Annotated in this window: 2 protein-coding genes and 1 pseudogene; all 3 read right to left on the bottom strand. The window is 74.5% G+C overall.

What is annotated here, in order from left to right; all coding sequences use genetic code 11:
* Positions 1-856 (bottom strand): glutamate synthase (locus tag VR45_RS34170; protein WP_045943796.1); only part of this gene is annotated, 856 nt, incomplete at its 3' end.
* A 67-nt stretch (positions 857-923) separates the two neighbouring features.
* A complete protein-coding gene (locus VR45_RS34165) occupies positions 924-1,934 on the bottom strand; it encodes an asparagine synthetase A (RefSeq protein ID WP_045943795.1) in 1,011 nt (336 codons plus the stop codon).
* Positions 1,931-2,651: pseudogene (locus tag VR45_RS34160) on the bottom strand (hypothetical protein); the annotation flags it as partial. The gene VR45_RS34165 and the pseudogene VR45_RS34160, both read right to left, overlap by 4 nt.

Here is a 2,651-nt window from a genome sequence, read left to right as displayed (position 1 = left end):
CCCGGCCGGGGTGCAGCTTCACCCAGATCCGGGCCCGGGGGAAGTTGTTGCGCATCAGCCGGACCTGCTGGCGCAGGATCTCCGCCGTGAAGGTGCCGGGCGTGCTGGCGCGCAGCACCCGGCCGTCGTCGCCGAAGACCGGGTCGATGCCGTAGCGGTCGCCGAGCCGCTCGGCGTCCGCGGCGTCCAGCACGGTCATCCCGCCCAGGCCCGGCTTGGCGCCCTGGCCGACCTTCAACTCGAAGGCGAGCCGCCCGGATTCGAGCAGCGGCAGGGCCGCCGGGTCGCTGTAGACGAGGTTCCACACCTCGGCGTCGGCGTCCTCGGTGGACTGCTGGACGGCCACCCCGCCCAGGCCGTCCGGGAGTTCCCCGGCGTAGGCGCGCAGCCGGCCGAGCAGGGCCCGGTCGGCGGCCTCGCCGAGCCGGCCGTAGCCGTTCACCGGGACGACGTTCTCGCCGATCACCATCGGCAGGCCGAGCACGCCCGCCTGCCGGCTCAGCGCCAGGCCGATGTCGCCGCCGGCCGCCCGGGTGGAGCCGGTCGCGGACACGTACACCGGCAGCGAGGAGGTGAACCCGCCGATTGCGGTGGTGAGTTCGACGTCCCGGTAGTCCGGTTCGCGGCCCAGGTCGATCAGCCGGGCGAGGCGCTGCGGCACGAACACCGGCGGCACGATCCGCAGGGCGTCGAGCGCGTCCCCGGCGTCCGGGCCCGCCTGCCCGGCGGGCGGGCGCTCGGCGCCGAGCAGCACCTGCCCGTAGCTGCCGGGCGGCGGGAAGGCGGCGGCCGTCCCGACTCTGGCCCGGTGCCGGACCTCCTCCTCCGGGAAGCCGGGTGCCGAGAGGTCGCTCATGCGCCCGCCCCGTTCCGTCCGGCCCGTCCGCTCCGCCCGCCGCGTCCGGTCCGACTGCCGCGTCCGCTCACGGCGACACCACCCCCGCCAGCTTCGGGAAGGCGCTGGCCTGCCAGACCGCGTCCAGCCCGGCGACGTAGCGGGTCAGCCGCTCCACCCCGATGCCGAAGCCGGCACTGGCGGGCACGCCCTCGCGGACCAGGTCCAGGTACCAGCGGTACTTCTGCGGGTTCTCGCCGGTCTCCCGCATCCGGGTGATGATCTCGGCGTAGTCGTTGGTGCGCTGGCTGCCGCTGCACAGCTCGCCGAAGCCCTCGGCCGCGATCAGGTCGAAGTTCCGCAGCAGGCCCGGGTCCTCGGGGTTCTCCCGGTCGTAGAAGCCGCGCGAGCCCTTGGGGTAGTCGGTGACGAAGAACGGCCGGTCGCGCCGGGCGGAGAGCAACGCCTCACCGGCCCAGTCGAGTTCGGCGTCCGGGCTCTGCGGGTGGCCGAGGCCCTGGAGCTCCGCCACCGCCTCGGCGTGCCGCATCCGGCCGAAGGAGCCCTTCAGCAGCTCGGCGAACGCGTCGGTGTCACGGCCGAGTTCGGCGAACTCCTTGGGCAGCTCACGGACCGCGCTGCCGACGATGTGCGCCACCAGCTCCTCCACCAACTGCACCACGTCGTCCCGGGTGGCGCCCGCCACCTCCACGTCCAGCTGGTGGAACTCGGCCAGGTGGCGATTGGTCCCGGCGGTCTCCAGCGGCTCCAGCCGGACGTTCGGCGCGATGCAGAAGATCTTGTCGAAGGCCAGCAGCGAGGCCTGCTTGTAGAGGATCGCGCTGGTCATCAGCTTGTAGCGGTGGCCGTAGAAGTCGATGTCGACCTGCTTGGAGCCGCGCGAGCCGGGATCGGTGACCGGGCCGATGATCGGCGGGAGGAGCTCGGTGAAGCCCCGGCCGCGCAGGAACTCACGGGCGGCGAACAGCAGCTGGTGCTGGATCCGCAGGGCGGCCCGGGTGGTCGGGGAGGTCAGGTGGCGGCCGGGCTCGGGGAGCGTCGCGGCGCCGGTCGCGGGGGTGGGCCCGTCGGTGGTCATGGCGTGGTGTGTCCCAACTCTCGTGGTGCGGCGGGTGTTCGGTCGAGGTCCGGGGTTTCGGCGGCGCGGCTGTCGTAGCTCCACTGGACGTGGGAGAGCGCGCCGAGCAGGTCGGCCGAGCCGAGGATCGGCGGGCGCGGGCCGCCGGACAGGCCGGCGATCGGCATCGAGCCGACGTTCGACCAGTGCAGCCGCCCGTCCGGCCCGAGCGAGCTGCGGGCCCGGCCCGCGTTGTCGGGGTGCAGGCAGTAGGGCACGTCCAGGTAGCCGGCCGCGAAGGCGCGGACCAGGGCCCGGCCGATGTCGGTGTCCAGCTCCAGCACCGCGCCGATCAACGCCCGCGCCTCGGCCTCGATACCGGTGTCCGGCACGGCGGTGAGCGGCGGGCGCAGGCGCTCCGCGGCGGCGGCAGCGGCGGCCGTCTCCAGCGCCGTCACGTTCTCGCCGACGGTCGGGATCCGGTGCGCCTCGGCCGTCGTCTTCACGATCAGCCGGGCCGCGCCGGTGCGCACCGCCAGCCGGGCCGCGTCCTCCAGCAGCAGCCGGGCCCCGCCGGGGGTGCGCGGGAACACGCCCATGTAGGCGTAGAGCACGAGGTGCCGGTCGATGTCGGGCAGCAGCTCGTCGGCGAGCCGGCCGAGCACGGTGAGCGCCTCCTCGTCCTGCGCCCGGTCCGGCTGCTGGGCGTAGCTGAGCGAGATGCTGCGCAGCCCGTGC

The organism is Streptomyces sp. NRRL S-495 (assembly GCF_000966955.1).
Taxonomy (GTDB): Bacteria; Actinomycetota; Actinomycetes; order Streptomycetales; family Streptomycetaceae; genus Kitasatospora; species Kitasatospora purpeofusca.
The sequence above is the reverse complement of the archived record's forward strand: the minus strand, read 5'-3'. Positions and strand labels throughout refer to the sequence as shown.